General features: G+C 69.6%; 16 protein-coding genes. 12 read left to right on the top strand and 4 right to left on the bottom strand.

Annotation, left to right across the window (positions count from 1 at the left end):
- The 3 genes from P5F91_RS09730 to P5F91_RS09720 form a co-directional block, all read left to right on the top strand.
- Positions 1 to 312: electron transfer flavoprotein subunit beta/FixA family protein (locus tag P5F91_RS09730; protein ID WP_422394461.1), on the top strand; the 312-nt coding region annotated here is incomplete at its 5' end.
- 2 nt (positions 313 to 314) lie between these two features.
- Positions 315 to 1,262 carry an electron transfer flavoprotein subunit alpha/FixB family protein gene (locus tag P5F91_RS09725; RefSeq protein ID WP_277907103.1) on the top strand — a complete coding sequence of 316 codons (948 nt, stop codon included), beginning with the start codon at positions 315 to 317 and terminating at the stop codon, positions 1,260 to 1,262.
- A gap of 95 nt (positions 1,263 to 1,357) precedes the next feature.
- Positions 1,358 to 2,230, top strand: coding sequence for a 3-hydroxybutyryl-CoA dehydrogenase (locus tag P5F91_RS09720; protein WP_145610478.1), 873 nt, complete (start codon positions 1,358 to 1,360; stop codon positions 2,228 to 2,230).
- Positions 2,231 to 2,299: 69 nt separating this feature from the next.
- On the opposite strand, the gene P5F91_RS09715 is transcribed toward P5F91_RS09720, so the two are convergent.
- Positions 2,300 to 2,839 carry a TlpA family protein disulfide reductase gene (locus P5F91_RS09715; RefSeq protein WP_246134364.1) on the bottom strand — a complete coding sequence of 180 codons (540 nt, stop codon included), beginning with the start codon at positions 2,837 to 2,839 and terminating at the stop codon, positions 2,300 to 2,302.
- A 99-nt stretch (positions 2,840 to 2,938) separates the two neighbouring features.
- On the opposite strand from P5F91_RS09715, the gene argH reads away from it, so the two are divergent.
- The 4 genes from argH to P5F91_RS09695 are packed head-to-tail and all read left to right on the top strand — an operon-like array spanning position 2,939 to position 8,853.
- Positions 2,939 to 4,381, top strand: a complete 1,443-nt coding sequence (gene argH / locus P5F91_RS09710; protein ID WP_277907102.1) for an argininosuccinate lyase — start codon at positions 2,939 to 2,941, stop codon at positions 4,379 to 4,381.
- A gap of 11 nt (positions 4,382 to 4,392) precedes the next feature.
- Positions 4,393 to 4,713, top strand: a complete 321-nt coding sequence (locus P5F91_RS09705) for a hypothetical protein (protein ID WP_145610481.1) — start codon at positions 4,393 to 4,395, stop codon at positions 4,711 to 4,713.
- Positions 4,714 to 4,746: 33 nt separating this feature from the next.
- Complete coding sequence (lysA, locus tag P5F91_RS09700) at positions 4,747 to 6,009, top strand: diaminopimelate decarboxylase (RefSeq protein ID WP_277907101.1); 1,263 nt, start codon at positions 4,747 to 4,749, stop codon at positions 6,007 to 6,009.
- A gap of 57 nt (positions 6,010 to 6,066) precedes the next feature.
- Positions 6,067 to 8,853 (top strand): TIGR02302 family protein, encoded by a 2,787-nt coding sequence (locus P5F91_RS09695; protein WP_277907100.1) that lies wholly within the window; start codon positions 6,067 to 6,069, stop codon positions 8,851 to 8,853.
- A gap of 9 nt (positions 8,854 to 8,862) precedes the next feature.
- On the opposite strand, the gene P5F91_RS09690 is transcribed toward P5F91_RS09695, so the two are convergent.
- Positions 8,863 to 9,654: a zinc-ribbon domain-containing protein gene (locus P5F91_RS09690; RefSeq protein WP_277907099.1), complete on the bottom strand. Its 792-nt coding sequence runs from the start codon at positions 9,652 to 9,654 to the stop codon at positions 8,863 to 8,865.
- Positions 9,655 to 9,897: 243 nt separating this feature from the next.
- On the opposite strand from P5F91_RS09690, the gene P5F91_RS09685 reads away from it, so the two are divergent.
- The 5 genes from P5F91_RS09685 to P5F91_RS09665 all read left to right on the top strand — a co-directional run bounded on the left by P5F91_RS09685 (position 9,898) and on the right by P5F91_RS09665 (position 16,424).
- On the top strand, positions 9,898 to 10,797 hold the full coding sequence (locus P5F91_RS09685; RefSeq protein ID WP_145610485.1) for a cell division protein FtsX: 900 nt from the start codon (positions 9,898 to 9,900) through the stop codon (positions 10,795 to 10,797).
- Entirely contained in the window at positions 10,794 to 11,444 is a 651-nt protein-coding gene (locus tag P5F91_RS09680) for a YdcF family protein (protein ID WP_246134365.1), read from the top strand. The genes P5F91_RS09685 and P5F91_RS09680 overlap by 4 nt, the downstream gene beginning before the upstream one ends.
- A 105-nt stretch (positions 11,445 to 11,549) precedes the next feature.
- Positions 11,550 to 12,326 carry a lysophospholipid acyltransferase family protein gene (locus P5F91_RS09675; RefSeq protein WP_145610486.1) on the top strand — a complete coding sequence of 259 codons (777 nt, stop codon included), beginning with the start codon at positions 11,550 to 11,552 and terminating at the stop codon, positions 12,324 to 12,326.
- 230 nt (positions 12,327 to 12,556) lie between these two features.
- Positions 12,557 to 14,824: an adenosylcobalamin-dependent ribonucleoside-diphosphate reductase gene (locus tag P5F91_RS09670; protein WP_246134409.1), complete on the top strand. Its 2,268-nt coding sequence runs from the start codon at positions 12,557 to 12,559 to the stop codon at positions 14,822 to 14,824.
- Positions 14,825 to 15,539: 715 nt separating this feature from the next.
- Positions 15,540 to 16,424: an RNA polymerase factor sigma-32 gene (locus tag P5F91_RS09665; RefSeq protein ID WP_145610487.1), complete on the top strand. Its 885-nt coding sequence runs from the start codon at positions 15,540 to 15,542 to the stop codon at positions 16,422 to 16,424.
- A gap of 284 nt (positions 16,425 to 16,708) precedes the next feature.
- On the opposite strand, the gene P5F91_RS09660 is transcribed toward P5F91_RS09665, so the two are convergent.
- Together P5F91_RS09660 and P5F91_RS09655 are read right to left on the bottom strand one after the other, a co-directional pair.
- On the bottom strand, positions 16,709 to 18,025 hold the full coding sequence (locus P5F91_RS09660; protein WP_145610488.1) for an aminotransferase class V-fold PLP-dependent enzyme: 1,317 nt from the start codon (positions 18,023 to 18,025) through the stop codon (positions 16,709 to 16,711).
- A 73-nt stretch (positions 18,026 to 18,098) separates the two neighbouring features.
- Complete coding sequence (locus P5F91_RS09655) at positions 18,099 to 20,798, bottom strand: TonB-dependent receptor (RefSeq protein ID WP_277907097.1); 2,700 nt, start codon at positions 20,796 to 20,798, stop codon at positions 18,099 to 18,101.
- Between the last annotated feature and the right edge of the window lie 61 nt (positions 20,799 to 20,859).

Below are 20,859 nucleotides of genomic sequence, written 5' to 3'. Positions count from 1 at the left end.
GTGCCGGCGGAAGGGACCGTTGCCGTGACGCGTGAGATCGACGGCGGTCTGGAGACGGTGGATCTGAAGCTGCCGGCGGTGGTGACCACCGACCTGCGTCTGAACGAGCCGCGCTACGCCTCGCTGCCCAACATCATGAAGGCCAAGAAGAAACCGCTGGAGACGGTGGACGCCGCCAGCCTGGGTGTGGACCTGACGCCGCGGCTGAAGACGCTGAAGGTGGCGGAGCCACCAAAGCGGGCCGGCGGGGTGAAGGTGGGCTCCGTCCAGGAGCTGGTGGCCAAGCTGAAGACCGAAGCGCGGGTGATCTGACCATGACGACTCTTGTTATCGCTGAGCCCTCGGTCGAGGGCGTGAAGGCCCCGACGCTGACCACCCTGGGTGCCGCCGCCAAGCTGGGCGGCGACGTGCATGTGCTGGTGCTGGGGCAGGGTGTGGGCGCCGTGGCCGAGGCGACGGCCCAGGTCGCCGGTGTGGCCAAGGTGCTGACGGCGGATGCCGCCGAGCTGGCCCACGGCCTGGCGGAGAACGTGGCCCCGCTGGTGGTGGGGCTGGTGAAGGCCGGCGGCTACAGCCACGTGCTGGCCCCCAGCACCACCTTCGGCAAGAACGTGGCGCCGCGCATCGCGGCCTTGCTGGACGTGGCGCAGATCAGCGACATCACCGGGGTGGAAAGCCCCGACACCTTCACCCGGCCCATCTACGCCGGCAACGCCATCGCCACCGTGCAGTCCAGCGACCCGGTGAAGGTGGCGACGGTGCGCGGCACGGCGTTCGAGGCGGTGGCCGCCACCGGCGGCAGCGCCAGTGTCGAGGCCGCGGCCGGCGCCGCTGACGCCGGCCTGTCCAAGTTCGTGAGCCAGGAGGTGTCGAAGTCCGAACGGCCGGAGCTGACCAGCGCCCGGGTGATCGTCTCGGGCGGCCGGGGCATGCAGTCGGGCGACAACTTCCCCCTGCTGGAGGCCCTGGCCGACAAGCTGGGGGCCGCCGTGGGTGCGTCGCGCGCGGCGGTGGACGCCGGCTTCGTGCCCAACGACTACCAGGTCGGGCAGACGGGCAAGATCGTGGCGCCGGAGCTGTACATCGCCGTGGGCATCTCGGGCGCCATCCAGCACCTGGCCGGCATGAAGGACAGCAAGGTCATCGTCGCCATCAACAAGGACGAAGAGGCGCCGATCTTCCAGATCGCCGACTACGGCCTGGTCGCCGACCTGTTCAAGGCTGTGCCGGAATTGACCGAGGAACTGGGCAAGGCGGGCTGACCCAAGCCCGTTCAACACCCTACTCTATCTCTTGTTAAGGGTCCCCCGGCAGTATCGGGGGACCCCGCCAGGGTGGCCTTGCAAGGACAGACACCATGATACGCACGATCGGCATCATCGGTTCGGGGCAGATGGGCACGGGCATCGCCCACGTGACATCGCTGTCCGGCCATACGGTCCGGCTGATGGACACCAGCCCGGAGTCGCTCTCTCGAGCCATGCAAGCCCTTGAGAAGAACCTCGACCGTCAAGTCTCAAAGGGCAAGATCACCGAGCTGGAAAAGGATGAGGCCCTGGCCCGCATCTCCACCGGCACGGAGATGTCGACGCTGGTCGACTGCGATCTGGTGATTGAGGCCGCCACCGAGAACGAGGACATCAAGCGCGGCATCTTCAAGGACCTGGTGCCGCACCTGAAGGCCGACGCGCTGGTGGCCACCAACACCTCGTCCATCTCCATCACGCGCCTCGCGGCCTGCACCGACCGGCCGCACAAGTTCATCGGCATGCACTTCATGAACCCGGTGCCGGTGATGCAGCTGGTGGAGATCATCCGGGGCATTGCCACGGACGAGGAGACCTATCAGGCCATCCGCGAACTGACGTTCAAGCTGGGCAAGACCCCCGCCGTGTCGGAGGACTTCCCCGCCTTCATTGTCAACCGCGTGCTGCAGCCCATGATCAACGAGGCGGTCTACACCCTGTATGAGGGCGTGGGCTCGGTCGAGGCCATCGATACTGCCATGAAGCTGGGCGCCAACCACCCCATGGGCCCGCTGGAACTGGCGGACTTCATCGGCCTGGACACCTGCCTGTCGGTGATGCAGGTGCTGTACGAGGGCCTGGCCGACAGCAAGTACCGGCCCTGCCCGCTGCTGGTGAAGTATGTCGAGGCGGGCTGGCTGGGCCGCAAGGTGGGCCGCGGCTTCTACGACTATTCCGGCGACACGCCCCGGCCTACCCGTTAAGGGGCCCGACGCACCGAGTCCACTTCAACAAAAAACCCGCCGCCCCCTTCGCAAGGGAGGCGGGTTTTTTTATTTCTTATAAAACTTGATCAGGGCCTGCGCCTCGGGGGAATTCCAATCAGCGTCGCCTTCCAGGCGGCCGATCTCGCGTCCCTCGGCATCGATCAGCAGGGTGGTGGGCAAGCCGCGCGGCTTCAGCACCGACATGGCCGTGCTCTTGGGGTCCAGCCAGGTCGCCAGGTGGGTGATGCCGTGGTTCTGGATGAAGGGCGTCACCACCCGGGCGCCGCCCCGGTCCAGCGACAGGGCCACCACCTCGAAGCCCCCCTTGCCGCCGGAGGTGTCGCCCAGGGCGCCCTGGAGCTTGTCCAGCGACGGCAGTTCCTGGACGCAGGGGGCGCACCAGGTGGCCCACAGGTTCAGCAGGACCAGGTGGCCCTTGAGGTCCGACAGGTGGATGCCGCTGCCGTCGGGGCGGGTCAGTGCCAGATCGGGAACCTGGGGATGGTCCGGCGTTTCGGTGAAGGGGGTAATGCCGCCCTTCAGCGCGGGGGCCGCATTACCGGCCGCGCATGCCGCACCAGCGCAGAAAACGACCGACGCGACCACGCCAATCCTTGCGAGAAACCGCAAAATCGCCATTCTTGCCATCACCCTCGTTCACCGGGCCCCTACGCCGGCCCCGCTACAATTGGTCCCCGACCCCCGATGACGTCAACTCCCGCGACCCCGGAAACCGCCACGCCCGACCAGAATGCCGCAGCAGGCGGCGCTGTAAACGAGCTGTGGGGCGGCCGCTTCAGCCGTGGCCCGTCGGAGATCATGGAGCGCATCAACGTGTCCATCGGCTTCGACAAGAAGCTGTGGGCGCAGGACATCGCCGGGTCCAAGGCGCACGCCACCATGCTGGCGGCCCAGGGCATCATCACCCAGGACGACGCCGACGCCATCCTGAAGGGCCTGGATCAGGTGGCCGAGGAGATCCGCAACGGTCGCTTCGTCTTCAAGACGGAGCATGAGGACATCCATATGAACGTGGAGTCCCGCCTGAAGGAACTGATCGGTGAGCCCGCCGGCCGCCTGCACACCGCACGCTCCCGCAACGACCAGGTGGCCACCGACTTCAAGCTGTGGGTGCGCGGCGCCCTGCAGCGCCTGGACGGCGACATGAAGGCCCTGCAGGCCGCCCTGATCGATCAGGCCGAGCGCAACGTCGACACCATCATGCCGGGCTTCACCCACCTGCAGACGGCCCAGCCGGTGACCTTCGGCCACCATCTGCTGGCCTATGTGGAGATGCTGGGCCGCGACCGCGCCCGGGTGCGCGACGCCATCGCCCGCCTGAACGAATGCCCGCTGGGCAGTGCCGCCCTGGCCGGCACCCCCTATCCCATCGACCGGGCCGCCACCGCCGCCGCCCTGGGCTTCGACCGGCCCACGGCCAATTCGCTGGACGCCGTGTCCGATCGCGATTTCGCCCTGGACTATCTGGCCACCGCCAGCATCTGCGCCATGCACCTGTCGCGCCTGGCGGAGGAGATCGTGCTGTGGTGCACGACCCAGTTCCGCTTCATCCGCCTGTCGGACGCCTTCACCAGCGGCAGCTCCATCATGCCGCAGAAGAAGAACCCGGATGCGGCCGAGCTGGTGCGCGCCAAGTGCGGCCGGGTCATCGGCGCCCTGTCGGGCCTGCTGGTGGTCATGAAGGGCCTGCCGCTGGCCTATTCCAAGGACATGCAGGAAGACAAGGAGCCGGTGTTCGAGGCCGACGACACGCTGGCCCTCTGTTTGGCCGCCACCACCGGCATGATCCAGGACATGACGCCCGACCCGGCCGCCATGCGCCGCGCGGTGGAAGCGGGCTTCCCCACCGCCACCGACCTGGCCGACTGGCTGGTGCGCCGCCTGGGCCTGCCTTTCCGCGAGGCGCACCATGTCACCGGCCGCATCGTCCGGCTGGCCGAGGAACGGGCCTGCGGCCTGTCAGACGTGCCACTGGATGTCATGCGCGGCGTGGACGCCCGCATCACCGAGGAGGTCTATGCCGTGCTGAGCCTGGAAGCCTCCGTCGCCAGCCGCACCAGCTTCGGCGGGACGGCCCCAGAACGCGTGCGCGCGGCCGTGGCCGCCGCGCGGGAACGGTTCCTGTGAGGGTAAGCCATATGAAAAAGGTTCTGCTGATCGCCGGTCTGACCGCCACCGCCCTGGCGCTGTCGGGCTGCGGCAAGATCGCCCACACCCTGGACACGCCGGATGGCGAGGATCATCCCCTGAACTTCTACCCCAGCCCCAAGCTGGACCCGCAGCCCAACGTGAAAGAGGCGCTGCCCAGCTCGGCCGACCAGCCGGCCGGGTCGCCCGCCACCATTCAGCCCGGCACGCCCTATGGGGTCATGCCGGACAGCCCCGTCATCACCAACAGCGGGCCGATGATGGGCGGCACCACCACCCCCTCCACCTCCGGTTCCTCAACGCCCCAGTAAAGGGCCCCAGCAGACGCGACGGTTTGGATTTCGATGGCCTTCTCCTATGTTTCCGGCGTGCTGACCGCCGACGGCGTTCCCCTGGACCGGTTGGCCGAGGCCGTCGGCACCCCCGTCTATGTCTATGCCGCCAGCCGCCTGCGGGCCAATTACCAGGCCTACGCCCGGGCCTTCGCCCGTGATCCGGTGGACGTCTGCTTCGCCCTGAAGGCCAATTCCAACCAATCCATCATCAGCCTGTTCGCCCGCCTCGGCGCCGGCGCCGACGTGGTGTCGGAAGGGGAGATGCGCCGCGCGCTGGCCGCTGGCGTGCCGCCGGAAAAGGTGGTGTTCTCCGGCGTGGGCAAGACGCGGGACGAGTTGGCGGCGGCGCTGGTGGCCGGCATCCACCAGATCAACGTGGAAAGCCTGCCGGAGCTGGAGGCCCTGTCGGCCGTGGCGACGGAACTGGGCCGCACCGCCCCCGTGGCCCTGCGCATCAATCCGGACGTGGACGCCGGCACCCATGGCAAGATCGCCACGGGCCGCAAGGAGGATAAGTTCGGCATCGACCTGGGCCACGCCGTGGCGGCCTATGCCAAGGCCAGCAGCCTGCCCGGCCTGGCGCCCAAGGGTTATGCCGTCCACATCGGGTCGCAGCTGCTGAACATCAGCCCCTACGACGACGCCTACGGCCACCTGTCGGACCTGGTGATCGCCACCCGCGAAGCCGGCCTGAAGATCGAAAGGCTGGACCTGGGCGGCGGCCTAGGCGTGCCCTACAAGGGCGAGGCGGCGCCGGACCACGACGCCTATGCCGCCATTGTGCGCAAGCGCCTGGGCAATCTGGGATGCCGCCTGACGCTGGAGCCCGGCCGGTCCCTGGTGGGCGACGCCGGCGTGCTGCTGGCCCGGGTCATCTACGTGAAGGAAGGGCTGCACCGCCGCTTCCTGATCGTGGACGCGGCCATGAACGACCTCATGCGCCCCACGCTGTACGACGCCTATCACGGCATCCGCCCGGTACTGGAACCAGCCGCCGGCGCCCCGCTTTCCCCCATGGACGTGGTGGGGCCGATCTGCGAGACGGGCGACACCTTCGCCCGCCAGCGGGAGCTGCCGCCGGTGGGCCAGGGCGAACTGGTGGCCTTCATGACCGCCGGGGCCTACGGCGCCGCCATGTCGTCCACCTACAACTCCCGCCCCCTGGTGGCGGAGGTGCTGGTGGATGAAGGGCAGTGGGCGGTTATCCGCCGCCGCCAGACGTTCGAGGAAATGCTGGCCCTGGACGTGGCGCCGCAATGGCGCCACGTTTAAGGCGCAGGGCATAGGGCCCACCCAAGGGCACACGGCAGCCGAGAGGGCACCGACGGCATGGCTGAGAGGGCACTCACCTCCCGCAAGGATGGGCGACGGGCATCCGCCGCAGCCGTGCCCGCGCCCACGGGCATTGTCGTGCCCCTGCCCCACCGCGCGCGCCTTCCTCTGGTCCCGCCGCCGCTGAAGCCCTGGCGCCGCCCCTTGCGCGCCGCCTGGCTGTCGCTGGCGGCGGAGCGGGTGGGCCTGCGGCTCTGGCCCCTGCCCGGCTTGCTGATGCTGGGCCTGGCGCTGGCCTGGTCCGGCGCCCTGCCCCACCTGCCGCCCTGGGCCCACGGCCTGGCGCTGGCCGCCTTCGCCGCAGCATTCATCGCCCTGCTGGTCCGCCGCCTGCGTGGTTTGCGCCTGCCTGACCGCGACGCGGTGTTCCGCCGGCTGGAGCGGGACAACACCCTGCGCCACCGCCCTTTCGACCTGCTGATCGACACGCCCGTGAACCAGGGAGGGGGAGCCCAGGGGGGGGTGGACCAGACCAGCCCCGCCGCCACCCTGTGGGCCGCCGCGCAGGATCGCGCGCGCCGCGCCCTGGCGGGGGTGCGCGCCGGCTGGCCCGCCCTGGATCTGCCCAACCGCGATCCCTGGGCCTTGCGGCATATCGCCGTGCTGCTGCTGGCCATCGCCGCCGTCATGGCCTGGGGCGATTGGCGCCCCAGGCTGATCGAGGCGCTGGATCCGGGGTTCGAGGCGCCGCCCGCCGGCGCCGAGGCCGACCTGGACGTCTGGATCACCCCCCCGGAATCGACCGGCCTGCCGCCGCAGTTCCTGACGCGCCGGGGCAAGGCCGGCCCGGCGGAGGGCGGGGGCGCGGTTTCCGTGCCGGCGGGCGCCACCGTCACCGCCCGCCTGGGTCCCCACCACCGCGCGCCCGAGCTGTCGCTGGATGAGGACGCGCTGGCCCTGGACCCGGCCGCCACCGGCGGCTTCCAGGCCAGCCGCACCGTCACCAAGGGGCGACGCATCACCGTCACCGACCGGGGCCGCACCCTGGGCAGCTGGCCCATCCGCATCGTCGCCGACGACCCGCCGGCCATCGCCTTCCGCGAAAAGCCCAGCGCCACCGAGCGCTATGCCCTGCGCCTGGACTATACCGCCGCCGACGACTACGGCATCGCCAGCGTCACCGCCACCGTGACCCCCACCACGCGCGCGGAAGGCACGACGGTGGAACCGCTGGTCCTGACCCTGCCCGTGCCCGCCCGGCCCAGCCGCGAGGCGTCCGCCGCCGGCACGCCCGTCGTCGCCAACGCCAGCGGCTATTTCGACCTGACGGCCAGCCCCTGGGCGGGGCAGCCCGTAACCATCCAGCTGACGGCCACCGACACCGCCGGCCAGAGGGCGACCAGCGACACCCAGACCATCACCCTGCCGGAACGGGTGTTCAACAACCCCACGGCCAAGGCCGTCATCGCCCAGCGCCGCGCCCTGCTGGACCAGGGGGAGGAGGCGCGCAAGCCCGCCGCCAACGCCCTGCTGGGCCTGGCGGGCGAGCTGGACGGCTATGCCGGCGATCCCACCGTGTTCATGGCGCTGTACGCCGCCGCCCGGCACTTGGGCCTGAACGATGACGGGCGGTCGCTGACCGACGTGGCCGATCTGCTGTGGGACACGGCGCTGAAGATCGAGGACGGCAGCCTGGCCTCGGCGGAGACGGAACTGCGCGACGCCCGCCAGCGCCTAGCCGACGCCCTGGACCGCAACGCGCCGGAAGCGGAAATCCGCCGTGACCTGGACGCGCTGAAGTCGGCGCTGAACCGCTACATGCAGGCGCTGGCGGAAAAGAGCGACCAGCAGCAGGGCCAGAACGGCGCCCCGCCGCCGGATGACCAGAACGCCCAGACCATCGACATGGGCCAGATGATGGAACAGCTGGAGCAGATGGCCCAGACCGGCGCCCGCGACGCCGCGCGCAAGATGCTGGACCAGATGCAGGATCTGATGGAGAGCGTCCAGACCGGCCCGCGGAAGCCACCGACGGAGGCCGAGCAGCAGCAGATGCGCCAGAACCTGCAGATGCTGGAAAAGCTGCAGGACCTGGCCAAGCGCCAGCGCGAGCTGATGGACCAGACCTTCCGCCAGGGCGACCGGGGTGAACCGGAAGACAGCCCGCCGCAACCCAGCACCCGGGGCGACGGTCCCAACCGCTCCGCCCCCAACCGCCAGGGCGCCGCCCCCCGCCAGCCCCAGCGCGACCCCTCGGCCGAGGCAACGGCCCGCGACCTGGCCAAGCAGCAGGACGCCCTGCGCCGCGAGCTGCAGGCCCTGATGCAACAGCAGGGGCAGCAGGCCGGCCAGCAGTCGGATGAGGGACAGCCGGATGGCCAACAGGGCCAGGACCAGCCTGGCGGGCAGCAGAACGGCAACGGTGGCGGCAACGGCCCCGGCCAGGCGCCTTCCCCCCTGGACAAGGCCGATCGCGCCATGGGCCAGGCCGGCCGCGCCCTGTCGGAAGGATCACCGGAGGACGCGGTGGAGGCCCAGGGCCGGGCGCTGGAGGCCCTGCAGGACGGGCTGAAAGGCATGGCGCAGCAGATGGCCCGCCAGATGGGCCGGGGCACCCGCGTGGCCCCCCGCAATGCCACCAACGGCCGCGGCCAGAACACCGACCCCCTTGGCCGCCAGATGACGGGCCAGGGCGCCACCAGCACCGACAGCGTCAAGATCCCCGACCACGGCGACCTGCAGCGCGCCCGCGAGATCCTGGAAGAGCTGCGCCGCCGTGCTAGCGAGGCCGGCCGCCCCAAGGAAGAATTGGATTACATCGACCGCCTGCTGAAGCGGTTCTGAGAAATCACCTCAGTTCGGCAGCACGAATTCCGGGCGAATCTGCGCGGCCTGGCCGCCCTTTTCCACGATGTTGCCGTGGTAGACGGTCTTCTCGCCGGGGAACAGGCGGCGGGCCTTGGGCTGCATGCGCCAGCGCTGGAAAGGCTTGCCGTCGGCGCCGAGGGCGGAGGCCATGAGGTCGGGCACGTCGCGCTGGCGGTCGGACTTGTTCTGCACGGTGATGTCGACGAACAGCATGGACGTGCCCTCCACGTCGCGGAATTCCGTCTTGCTGTCCACCATCTCCAGCCCTGTGCCGGGCGGTTCGACGCCGAAGCCGAAGGCGTCGTACAGGCGGGCGGCGGCGGGCCAGGCGTCGACCACGGCGTCGCGTTCGACCGCCAGGCCGGTGATGCCGCCGGCGATGACCACGGCCAGGACGCCCCAGCGCACGGCAGCGAACAGGCGCCGCGGCTTTTCCTCCGGCTCCGGAATCGCCATCGTGGATGAGGGCTGGCGCAGACGGCCCAGCGACAGCGGTGCCGGGGCCGGCGCCTCGTCCTCCGCCATGGTCAGGGTGTCGTAGGCCGTCTCCCGCTCCATGGCTGCGGCCAGGTCGGCGAAGGAGGAGGACGACGGGGCGGACGACATCCAGTCGTCATCGTCATCCGCCGGCGGCGCGGCCACCGCCGGCCGGCCGGCCGTTTCCGGCACCTGATGCCAGACGGAACCGCAGGCGCTGCAGCGCACGCGCCGACCCCGCCCCAGCAAGGCGTCGTCGACCCGGAAGCGCGTGGCGCAGGACGGGCAGGTTGTTATCATGGGAGGCAGGGCCAGGCCGAAATCCTTAAGAGGCGCCTTAGACTTAAACGAAAAGGTCGGGGATGCGCAAGGTGGGCCCCGGCCCTGGCCCCGACGGCGAAACGGCCTATCCCGTTCTGGCAGGCGCGCTGATGCCGCAGCCCCGGCGCCGCCCGGCCGACGCGCTGGACGCCCGCCACCCCGCCGTGCCATCACTAGGACCGATACCATCCCCTGGTCCATTCCCTTGGAGAGGCAGTCCCCATGAGCCGGCGCGGCCCCGCCGTCCTGTCCCTACGCCGCGATGCCACGGGCCGTTTCCTGCCCTGGCTGATCGCCCTGATGGTCTTCCTGTCCACCCTGGCGGTGGCGGCGGCGCAACTGCTGTCCGGATGGGCGCAGCGCTGGGACAGCGGCCTGGACGGCAGCCTGACCATCCAGGTCAGCCCGGTGGGGGATGTGAAAAAGGGCGACGGCACCCCCGCCCCGCTGGATGAGCGGGTGCAGATGGTGCTGCACGCGCTGGGTGGCGTGCCCGGCATCATCAACGCCCGCCCCGTGCCCATGGCCGACGCCGCCCGCCTGGTGGAGCCCTGGCTGGGCGACGGTGCCCTGCTGCAGGACCTGCCCCTGCCCGCCCTGATCGACGTCACCGCCGGCCCGGCCGTCGACGTCACCGCCCTGCGCCAGCGCCTGGCCGCCGCCGTGCCCGGCACATCGGTGGAGGAGCCGGGCGTGTGGCTGCGCGACCTGCGCCGTCTGGCCCGCCTGGTGGAGGCCGTGGCCCTGGTCATCGTGGCCCTGATCGGCGGGGCCGCCGTGGCCGTGGTGGTGTTCGCCGCCAAGGCCGGCCTGGCGATGCACCAGGACGAGGTCGACCTGCTGCACGTCATGGGCGCCACCGACAGCCACGTGGCCGGCCAGTTCCAGCGCCACATCCTGCGCCTGTCGCTGACCGGCGGCGTGGGCGGCACGGCCGTGGCACTGGTCACCCTGGCCGTGCTGTCGCTGCTGTCCCGTACCGTGGAAGGCACGTTGCTGCCGCCCCTGACGCTCGCCCCCCTGCAATGGCTGGTGCTGGCCGCCGTGCCGGTGGCGGCCGGCGCCTTGGCTGCCATCAGCGCGCGGCTGACGGTGCTGCGCGCGCTGGAGCGGCTACCGTGAGCTTGCCGGGGGCGCCCCTGCCACAGGCTGAACCGTCCGCCCTGGCGGGACCTGGCGCCCTGCTGTGGGCGCGCATGCGCCGCCTGACGGGCCTGGGGGCCGCCTTGGGCGCACTGTGGCTGGCGGGGCTGCTCACTTTCGCCGCCCACATCCCCCGCGCCCCGGAGGAAGAGACCGCGGCCACCGACGCCATCGTCGTGCTGACGGGGGGCAGCGAGCGGCTGGAGGCGGGGTTCGACCTGCTGGCCGCCGGCCGGGCGCGGAAACTGTTCATCTCGGGCGTCTATCGGGGGGTGGACGTACGGGCCCTGCTGCGCATGTCGCAGGCGACGCCCTCGGCCCTGGAATGCTGCGTGGTGCTGGGCTACAGCGCCGACGACACGGTGGGCAACGCGGCGGAGACGGCACGGTGGATGCAGGCGGAAGGCTTCCATTCCCTGCGCCTGGTCACGGCCAACTATCACATGCCGCGCAGCCTGGTGGAGTTCCGTCACGCCCTGCCCGACGCCCGCATCGTGCCCCACGCGGTGCAGCCGCCCAACGTGCGCCTGGATGGCTGGTGGCACTGGCGCGGCACCGCCGGCCTGATCGTCAGCGAATACGACAAGTACCTGGTGGCCTTCCTGCGCCACGCCCTGGGCCTCTGACCCCCTTTCGAAGCCTGGGCCCTCAAAGCTTGGGGGAGAGTGGACAGGCCGGCCCGCAGGCACTATCCCTGCACCCATCAACCCTGGTCATGACGGTTACGGGCGATGCTGGTTTTGCGATCCCTGGTCTTCAACATCGTCTTCTACATCTGGACGATGCTCTGGTGCTTCGGCCTGCTGTGGACCCTGGTGGTGCCCCACCGCACCATGATCTGGGCCATCCGCGGCTACATGCGCACCCTGAACTTCTGGGAACGCACCATCATCGGCCTGAAGTACGAGGTGCGCGGGCTGGAGCACCTGCCTAAGACCGGCGCGTTCCTGGTGGGGGCCAAGCACCAGTCGATGTGGGAAACGATGAAGCTGCACCTGCTGATGGACGATCCCGCCATCGTCCTGAAGAAGGAACTGACCTACATCCCCATCTGGGGCTGGTACGCCGCCAAGGCGCGCATGATCGCCGTGGACCGGGGCAAGCGGGGCGCCGCCATCCAGTCGCTGCTGCGCGGCGCCAGGGAGCGTGTGGCCGAGGGTAGGCCCATCGTCATCTTCCCCCAGGGCACCCGCACCGCCGTGGGCGCCTGGCGGCCCTATAAGATCGGCATCGCCCTGCTGTATGAGGCGCTGGACATCCCGCTTGTGCCCATGGCGCTGAACTCCGGCCTGTTCTGGCCCCGCCATAAGTTCCTGCGCCGCCCCGGCACCATCGTCATCGAGTTCCTGCCCCCCATCCCCCCCGGCCTGTCCAAGGACCAGGCGCTGGCCCGCCTGGAGGCAGTGCTGGAGCCCGCGACCGACCGCCTGGTCATGGCCGCCGGCGGTCCGGCGACAGAGCGTCCGCCCAACGCCCCGCCCCTGGTCGAGGTGCCTGCCGCCGGCTGAACGGGCCTTTCAGCATAAGCTTGGGGCGCGATTGACCGCCCCCGGTCCCCGGCCTACCCTTCACCGGAGCAATCATCCGGGACCGGAGGGTGCGCATGGTCGGGCGTGAAGGTCAGGCGACGACAGTCCCCGGGGCGGACTCTCCCTCCGAGACGCTTGCCGATTCCGAGACGCTGGCCGAATCCGGGACGCTGGCCGACTGGCCGGCCATCTCGGCCCAGGTCTGGGACATGAAGTACCGGTTCAAGCAACCGGACGGCGCCCCCATCGACCAGACCGTGGATGACAGCTGGCGCCGCGTGGCCAAGGCCCTGGCGGAGGCGGAGCGCGACCCCGCCCTGTGGGAACCCCAGTTTTACGAGGCCCTCAGGGACTTCGCCTTCCTGCCGGCCGGCCGCATCCTGGCGGGGGCCGGCACCGGGCGCAGCGTCACCCTGTTCAACTGCTTCGTCATGGGCACGGTGCCCGACGACATGGGCGGCATCTTCGCCGGCCTGCGCGAGGCGGCGCTGACCCTGCAGCAGGGCGGCGGCATCGGCTACGACTTCTCCACCCTCAGGCCCCGGGGGGCGCCGGTGGCCGGCGTGGGGGCGGACGCCTCCGGCCCCATTTCCTTCATGGACGTGTGGGACGCCATGTGCCGCACCATCATGAGCGCCGGCAACCGCCGGGGCGCCATGATGGCCACCCTGCGCTGCGACCACCCGGACATCGAGTCGTTCATCGACGCCAAGCGCGACCCCGGCCGCCTGCGCATGTTCAACCTGTCGGTCCTGGTGACCGACCCCTTCATCACCGCGGTGCGTGAGGACGGCCCCTGGGACCTGGTGTTCGAGGGCAGGGTCTGGCGCACCGTGCGGGCGCGCGATCTGTGGGACCGCATCATGCGGGCCACCTACGACTATGCCGAGCCCGGCGTCATCTTCATCGACCGCATCAACGCCCAGAACAATTTGGGCGGGGTGGAGGTCATCAGCGCCACCAACCCCTGTGGGGAGCAGCCGCTGCCCCCCTATGGCGCCTGCCTGCTGGGCTCCGTCAACCTGGCGGCCCTGGTGGTGGGCGGCTTCACCCCCGACGCGCGGCTGGACCTGGACCGGCTGGCGCGCCTGGTGCCGGTGGCGGTGCGCATGCTGGACAACGCCATCGACGTTTCGCGCTTCCCCCTGCCCGCGCAACGGCAGGAGGCGCAGGCCAAGCGCCGCGTCGGCCTGGGCGTGACCGGGCTGGCCGACGCCCTGATTCTGTGCGGCGTGCGCTATGGCACGCAAAAGGCCGTGGATCTGACGCGGCAGTGGCTGGGGGCGGTGCGCCGGCACGCCTACCGCGCCAGCGCCGGCCTGGCGGCGGAGAAGGGCGCCTTCCCGCTTTATGACCGGGAGCAATACCTGGCCCGTCCCATGATCCGGGGCCTGGACGATGTGACCCGCGCGGCCGTGGAGCGGCACGGCGTGCGCAACGCCCTGCTGACCTCCATCGCACCCACGGGCACCATCTCTCTGCTGGCGGGCAACGTGTCCTCAGGCATCGAACCGGTGTTCACCTGGGAATACGACCGCGCCGTCCTGCAGCCCGACGGCAGCCGCAAGGTCGAGCGGGTGGCGGACTATGCCTACCACCGCTTCCGCCAGACCTTCGGCCCCGGCGCCCCCCTGCCCGACAGCTTCGTCGATGCCGGCAGCCTGCCCCCCGCCGCCCATCTGGTGATGCAGGCGGCGGCGCAAGGCGAGGTCGACAGTTCCATCTCCAAGACCATCAACTGCCCGGCGGATTTGGATTTCGAGACGTTCAAGGACGTCTACCTGCAGGCCTATGACCTGGGCTGCAAGGGCTGCACCACCTACCGCCCCAACGCCATCACCGGGTCGGTGCTGTCAGCACCCGCCGCCGACACCTCACCGCCGCCTGCCCCTCCCACGCCTGTTGCCCCCACACCGGCCCCGGTGCCCGCCGCCAGCGGCGCGGTACCCCTGGACCGGCCGGAGACGCTGGTGGGGGCGACCTACAAGGTGCGCTGGCCGGGCAGCGATCACGCCCTCTACATCACCATCAACGACATCGTGATCGAGGAGCGGCGCCGGCCGTTCGAGGTCTTCATCAACTCCAAGAACATGGAGCACTACGCCTGGACGGTGGCGCTGACCCGCATGATCTCCGCCGTGTTCCGGCGGGGCGGCGACGTCGCCTTCGTGGTGGAGGAGTTGAAGGCCGTGTTCGATCCGCGCGGCGGGCAATGGATGAAGGGCCGCTACGTCCCCTCCCTGCTGGCCGCCATCGGCGAGGTCATCGAGCGCCACATGCTGGAGACCGGATTCCTGATGCGCGCCAGCGGCCTGCCCGCGGTGCACGAGGATACGGCCGGCATGTCCGCCGCAGCGGAAACACGCGCTGAAAACCGGCAACCGCCTGCCCAATGCCCCCGCTGCGGCCAGGCCAGCCTGGTGCATCAGGAGGGATGCGACACCTGCCTGTCCTGCGGCTATTCCCGCTGCGGCTGATCCCCCTGGTCCCTGACGCGGGCCGGCCATTGATCGAAAGAGATAGGGGGCCGGTTCTCCCGTGCCGTCGGCGCATCGCGCCCCTGCCCCGGCCTTTGCCGGAAGGCATAGGCCGCACCTGGGGCGGGACAGCGCCGGGCCACCACGCCCCGCTGCGGCGGCGCGAACTCCTCAACCAAAGGGCGTGCGACACATCGCCCGCCCCCAGGGTTTCCGCCAGCCTGGGCAAGGTTTTGGCGCGGCCAACCGCCTTCCCGCCGCCTGTTAACATGGCACGGCCAAGACCATTCCAATACCAGGGGTCCAATGTTAACAGAAGCGGAAGCTAGGCCGTGCGCCTACGCCCTCCGCCAGGGTGACGAAGGGCCTATTGGCAGGGCCGGCTATCCCCCGAATAAGCCCGGTCGATGGCGCCCGATTATATCAAATTAGAGAAATTAGACCCTTTGGTGGTGGTAATAGCCGCCTAGGACCCGGACCAGCCTAAGGCAAGCTTGGGTTATGCCCTGTGGGTGATCGACTTTTTCCCGCGATATTTCAGTGCCCCAATCGGTCATTACTGTCTCACCGATCCCGCAAATCCACGTGGGGTGTTGACCCGGAGGAATAGGCCACCGGGGCGCCCCATCCGGGACCGACGCTGACGGAAGCCTTGGCGCAATACCAGGGCCGCCCAACAGAGGTCGATGCCGGGACTGCCAAGATGGAGGGGAGCATGGCGCACATTGACGATCCTCAGACCCAAAAGGCGAACCTGTCCTTCATCAAGGCGTCCATGAAGGCGCCGCTGCTGAGCCGGGACCATGAGTTCGAGCTGGCCCGCCGCTGGCAGCAGAAGCGGGACGAGAAGGCGCTGCACGCCCTGGTGTCGTCCCACACCCGCCTGGTGGTGGCCGTGGCCAGCCGCTTCCGCAACTACGGCCTGCCTCTGGGCGACCTGGTGCAGGAGGGCAACCTGGGCCTGATGCAGGCCGCCAGCCGCTTCGAGCCGGAGCGGGAGGTGCGCTTCTCCACCTACGCCGCCTGGTGGATCCGCTCCACCATTCAGGAATTCGTGCTGCGCAACTGGTCCATCGTGCGCACCGGCACCACGGCGGGGCAGAAGTCGCTGTTCTTCAACCTGCGCCGCCTGCGCGCCCGCATCGACAACAACCCCTCCGCCACCTCGCTGACCGCCGAAGGCCGCCGCAGCGTGGCCGAGGAACTGGACGTGAGCGAGCATGAGGTGGAAACCATGGAAATCCGCCTGACCGCCACCGACCAGTCGCTGAACCACCCGCTGAGCGAGGATGGCGGCGAGTGGCAGGACTTCCTGGCCGACGACGGCCCCTCGCCCGAGCAGATCGTCATCGGCCTGAAGGACAGCCGCAGCCGCACCGCCTGGCTGAGCGAGGCCATGGATACCCTGTCGCCCCGTGAGCGCACCATCATCGCCGCCCGCCGTCTGCGCGAGGATGGGGCGACATTGGAGGAGCTGGGCCACACCCTGGGCGTCAGCAAGGAACGCGTGCGCCAGCTGGAGCACCGCGCCATGGGCAAGCTGCGCCAGAGCATCATGCGCCATGTGGGCCGGCCGGAAGAGCTGTTCGTGGAGGCTTGATTTCGGTTGCCTCAAACACCGGCGGGGCATCCGCCCCTTGGCTCATCCTCGCCTTTCAGTCCACTGCGTTCCCCGAAAGGCTCCGGCGGCCGCAGTCGCGGCCTAGTCGCTACGCTCCAATGCTGGCCTCAAACGCCGGCGGGGCATCCGCCCCTTGGCTCATCCTCGCCTTTCAGTCCACTGCGTTCCCCGAAAGGCTCCGGCGGCCGCAGTCGCGGCCTAGTCGCTACGCTCCAGTGCTGGCCACACGCGGCAGCGGTGGCCCGGGGTTTCCTTTGAGCCCCTCAGATTTCCTTCAGCGCCTCCACCAGCCTGGCCATATCGGCCGGCGTGGTGCTGAAGCCTGGGGTTACGCGCAGGCAGGCGCCGCCGGCCAGGCCGGTACGCACCACGGTGAACAGGCCGTGCTTTTCCAGCAAGTGCGCGGCCAGGGCGGTGTTGGCCGCCGGCGTGGTCTGGCCCTTCACCCGGAAGCTGGTCATGCCAGCGCACAGGCGCGGGTCGTCGGGGGTGAGCACCTCGATCTTCGGCAGGTTGCGCGCCGGCAGGGCCCACAGGTCACGCAGATGGCGCAGGCGGGCGCCGATGATGGGCGTGCCCAGGGCCTGGTGGAAGTCCAGCGCGTCGATGGCGGCCATCTGGGCCGCGAAGTTGGCCATGCCGGTGTGCACCCGGCCCAGGATCGGGTCGCGCTCCGATGGTTCCTCGCCCATGAAGGGCTCGATGTCGGCGATGCGGTCCTTGCGGATATAGAGGGCGCCCACGCCTAGGGGAGCGCCGATCCATTTGTGCAGGTTGAACACGGCGAAATCGACGCCGTCGCCGTGCACGTCCACGGGGCCCTGGCCCCAGGCCTGGGCGCTGTCCACCACCACGTCCACGCCCCGCCGGCGGGCCATGGCCACGATCTCGCGCACCGGCTGTCGCAGGCCGTCGCGGTGGCTGAGATGGGTCAGCAGCATCAGCCGTACGGTGGGGTGAGCGGCCAGCGCCTGGTCGTAGGCGTCGATCAGGGTCTGGTACGTCGGCGGGTGGGGCAGGTCGATGCTGATGACCGTGACGCCCCGCCGCCGTTCCAGCCAGGACGCCGCCATGCGGGCGCTGTCATAGTCATGGTCGCTCATCAAGACGGCGTCGCCGGGCTTCAGCCGGGCATAGCCGCCGATGACCGCCTGCAGCGATTCGGTAGCGTTGCGGGTGATGACGATCTCGCCCGCGTCGGCATGCACCATGGCGGCGATGCGCTGGCGCAGCGTCTGGTAATAGCCGACGAAATCCCGGCGCACGAAGGTGGCGCCTTCCTGGTTCACCTTGGCGGTGTAGCGCTCATACGCCGCCTGGATAGCCAGCGGCATCTGGCCGAAGGCACCGTATTCCAGGTTGATGACGCCGGTTTGGAGCCGGGCGGGGTAGGCGGCCGCTACGGCGGCCCAGCCGGCCTCGTCATCCGCCGCGGGCGGGGCAGCGCCGGGGATCAGCGGGCTGGGCAAGGGGCCCGTCATGGGGCCTGTCTGCTGGGCGGACACCGGCACGGCGGGCCCGCTGAGCAAGCCACCGGCGCCGCCGGCCAGGGCGGCTTGGAGCAAGGTGCGTCGACGCATCAAAATCACTCCCTGGGTGCCGCCCCGGATGGGAGGTCGGGACGGCACCCCGAACAGACTCGACAGATACTACTCAGAAGGCGGCGTTGAAGCGGACATAGTAGCGGCCGCCGTAGGTGTCGTACGGGGCGTTGCGCGAATATTCGATGCCGCGGCTGGCCTGGTAGATCGCCTTGGCCGGATAGGTGTCGAAGATGTTCTCGCCCGCCACCTTGACCGCCAAGTTGTCGGTGATGTGGTAGGTCACCGACAGGTCGACGAAGGTGATACCGTCGAAGGTCTGGAAGATATCGCCGGTGGAATTGCCGCTGCTGTCCGTCCAGCCGCCGTAGTAGCGGACGCGCACCTGGTAATCGACGGGGTTGTCGCTGTAGGTCAGGCTGCCGGTGATGTTGTTCTTGGGCAGGCCCTGTTCATACAGCACCTTCTGCGTGGGGTTGGCGTTCAGGCTGCCGCCCGTCACCATGGTCAGGTTGTGGTTGTAGGCCAGCTTCATGTCGATGCGGGCCGTGTCGAACACCGGCTGGGTGTAATCGAGCACCACGTCCAGGCCCTGGGTGCGCGTGTTGAAATCGTTGGTGAACCAATAGACCGAGGTGAAGTTGTCCGCCCCCGGCACGCCCTGGGCCACCAGCTGCGCCTTCTGCGCCGCCGTCAGGTTGATGGTGGGCGAGCTGGAGAAACGGTGGTCCACGTCCACCTGGTAGGCGTCGACCGAGCCCGAGAGGCCCACATCCGTGCGCCACACCGCCCCCAGGCTGTAGTTTCGAGACGTTTCAGGGCTCAGCGGCTTGGCGCCCAGGGCCACCGCCAGCGGGTTGTCGGGTGACAGGCGCCCGCTGGTGAACAGCTGCAGGGTCTTGGTGTCCAACCCCTGCGAGGTGCTGAGGGAGTTGATCTGGCCCGGCGTGGGCGCGCGGAACCCGGTGGAGTAGGAGGCGCGCAGGGCCAGGTCCGGCGTGATCTCATACCGGGTGGAGGCCTTGTAGGTCATCTTGTCGCCGAAGCCGGAATAGGTCTCGTACCGGCCGGCGGCGCCCACGGTCCAGTCCGGCGTCAGCTTGGCCTCCATGTCCAGGTAACCGGCGTAGCTGGTCTGGTACCAGGACCCGGCCTGCAGATTGCTGAAACCGGGGAAGCCGTTGGCACCCGAGGCCAGGCCGGCGGTGGCACCCGGCCCCACCTGGTAAGAGGCCGTGTCGCCCGCCTCCACCGTGTAGATCTCCAGCCGGCGCTCGGCGCCGAAGGCGATGTTCAGCGGCTCATCCAGGCCGGCGTCCAGGCGATAGACGCCGTCGGCGTTCAGGTTGAACTCATCCTGCCGCTGGGTGCCCAGGTTGAAGTTGTAGGGGCTGCTGGGCCCAAGCGAGGCGTTGATGGAATTGTTCAGGAAAAACCGGCTCTCATTCTCGCCGTAGGTGCCGCTCAAATCCCAGTCCAGGTCGGTGCCGACATGACCCCGCGCGCCCCAGGCGGCCTGGTAGTCGGTGTACTTGATGCCTTCCTTGGGCGTGAAGCCATCGGGATAGACGCTGCGCAGGTCCCAGCCGGGAAAGACCTTGGGCGCCAGGCCGTAGACGCTGGCGTTGCTCTTGGGGTCGGGGATGCGCCAGTTGATGTCGTTCATGCCCTCGCCGGTAGCGATGGTCATGAAGCCATAGAGCTCCACGGCGCCCACGGGCAGCAGGCCGTCCACGGCATAGTGGTAGCTGCTCTCGTCCGGTCGGCCCCAACGCTGCACCGGGTTGGCGATGGTCAGCTGCGGGTTGGCGGCCTGGAAGGCCTTGGCATCGTCGCGCTGGTGGGTGCGCGAGGTCAGCGTGCCGTCTGACCACTCGGCCGTGGCCATGAGGTGGCCGCCGTCACCGATCTCGGTCGCGCCCCGCAGGCCGCCATTCCAGGTGGTGCCGTCGCCGGCGTAGTACTGCGAGCCCTGCATGTAGCCGTAGACGCCGGGCCGGTCGTCCAGCTGGATGTTGATGACGCCGGCGATGGCGTCGGACCCGTACTGGGCCGAGGCGCCATCACGCAGCACTTCCACGCGACCGATGGCGAAGTCCGGGATCTGCGCCAGGTCCGGGCCCTGGGCGCCGCGCGTGCCCAGGTAGGCGGTGCGGTGGAAGCGCTTGCCGTTGATCAGCACCAGGGTCTGGTCGGGCGACAGGCCGCGCAAATGGGCCGGGCGGATGAACTGCCCGCCGTCGGAGCTGGGCAGCTTCTGGACGTTGAAACCGGGAATGACCTGGGTCAGGTTCTCCAGCAGCTGGTTGGAGGCACCGTCCTGCAGATCCTTGGCCGACAGCACGTCGACCGGGGTCATGGTGGTGAACCGGGTGCGGCCGCGGTCGCGGGTGCCGGTCACCACCACCTCGTCCAGGCTGCCGCCGGCAGCGTCTGCCACCTGCACCTCCGCCGGGGCGGGCGCCGCCTGGGCCTTGCGCGCGGGGGTGCCGGTGGAAACCGGCGCGGGCGCCAGCTTCAGCACCACGGTGTGGCCATCGTCCGACGCCACCACCAGGGGCGTGCCCTTCAGCAGGCGCGCCAGGGCCTGCTGCCGGTCCAGGTCGCCCTGCAGCGCGGCCGTGGAGATACCGTCCAGCTGGTCGGTGGGCGCCAGAATCTGGATGCCCGCCTGCTGGGCGAACAGCGGGATGGAGCGGACGGCCGGCTGGGCCGCCAGGTCAAAGTGCGCGCTCTGCGCCCAGGCCGGAACCGCCCACCCCATCAACGCCGTACTGCACAGAGCAAAGAAACTGCCATATTTCTTAATCATGACGATCATTCCCCAACAATGATGGGCGATTTGACTGGTCGTTGCCGCCTATCGCACTCAT

The sequence above is a fragment of the Nitrospirillum amazonense genome, from assembly GCF_029594735.1.
Taxonomy (GTDB): Bacteria; Pseudomonadota; Alphaproteobacteria; order Azospirillales; family Azospirillaceae; genus Nitrospirillum; species Nitrospirillum amazonense.
Note: the sequence above shows the minus strand (reverse complement) of the source record. Positions and strands in the feature narration are given on the sequence as shown.

Coding starts and splice junctions, on each gene's coding strand:
- P5F91_RS09725 (WP_277907103.1), top strand. CDS start 315: ATGACGACTCTTGTTATCGCTGAGCCCTCGGTCGAGGGCGTGAAGGCC.
- P5F91_RS09720 (WP_145610478.1), top strand. CDS start 1,358: ATGATACGCACGATCGGCATCATCGGTTCGGGGCAGATGGGCACGGGC.
- argH (WP_277907102.1), top strand. CDS start 2,939: ATGACGTCAACTCCCGCGACCCCGGAAACCGCCACGCCCGACCAGAAT.
- P5F91_RS09705 (WP_145610481.1), top strand. CDS start 4,393: ATGAAAAAGGTTCTGCTGATCGCCGGTCTGACCGCCACCGCCCTGGCG.
- lysA (WP_277907101.1), top strand. CDS start 4,747: ATGGCCTTCTCCTATGTTTCCGGCGTGCTGACCGCCGACGGCGTTCCC.
- P5F91_RS09695 (WP_277907100.1), top strand. CDS start 6,067: ATGGCTGAGAGGGCACTCACCTCCCGCAAGGATGGGCGACGGGCATCC.
- P5F91_RS09690 (WP_277907099.1), bottom strand. CDS start 9,654: ATGATAACAACCTGCCCGTCCTGCGCCACGCGCTTCCGGGTCGACGAC.
- P5F91_RS09685 (WP_145610485.1), top strand. CDS start 9,898: ATGAGCCGGCGCGGCCCCGCCGTCCTGTCCCTACGCCGCGATGCCACG.
- P5F91_RS09675 (WP_145610486.1), top strand. CDS start 11,550: ATGCTGGTTTTGCGATCCCTGGTCTTCAACATCGTCTTCTACATCTGG.
- P5F91_RS09670 (WP_246134409.1), top strand. CDS start 12,557: ATGAAGTACCGGTTCAAGCAACCGGACGGCGCCCCCATCGACCAGACC.
- P5F91_RS09665 (WP_145610487.1), top strand. CDS start 15,540: ATGGCGCACATTGACGATCCTCAGACCCAAAAGGCGAACCTGTCCTTC.
- P5F91_RS09660 (WP_145610488.1), bottom strand. CDS start 18,025: ATGCGTCGACGCACCTTGCTCCAAGCCGCCCTGGCCGGCGGCGCCGGT.
- P5F91_RS09655 (WP_277907097.1), bottom strand. CDS start 20,798: ATGATTAAGAAATATGGCAGTTTCTTTGCTCTGTGCAGTACGGCGTTG.